2 rRNA genes are annotated in these 246 nt (G+C 50.0%); both read left to right on the top strand.

What is annotated here, in order from left to right:
* A 23S ribosomal RNA gene (locus tag M8014_RS00020) occupies positions 1–93 on the top strand; the annotation flags it as partial.
* Positions 94–188: 95 nt separating this feature from the next.
* A 5S ribosomal RNA gene (gene rrf / locus M8014_RS22920) occupies positions 189–246 on the top strand; the annotation flags it as partial.

The raw sequence follows: 246 nt of genomic DNA on the forward strand, positions 1-246 counted from the left end.
GAACGTTGAAGACGACGACGTTGATAGGTCGGGTGTGTAAGCGTAGCGATACGTTGAGCTAACCGATACTAATGAACCGTGAGGCTTAACCTTACAACGCCGAAGCTGTTTTGGCGTGCAGAGACAGGTTTTCAGCTTGATAACAGATTAATCGACAGGTCAGAAGACGTGTTGATAAACAGAATTTGCCTGGCGGCTGTAGCGCGGTGGTCCCACCTGACCCCATGCCGAACTCAGAAGTGAAAC

This window comes from Silvania hatchlandensis, assembly GCF_025564065.1.
Classification (GTDB): Bacteria; Pseudomonadota; Gammaproteobacteria; order Enterobacterales; family Enterobacteriaceae; genus Enterobacter; species Enterobacter hatchlandensis.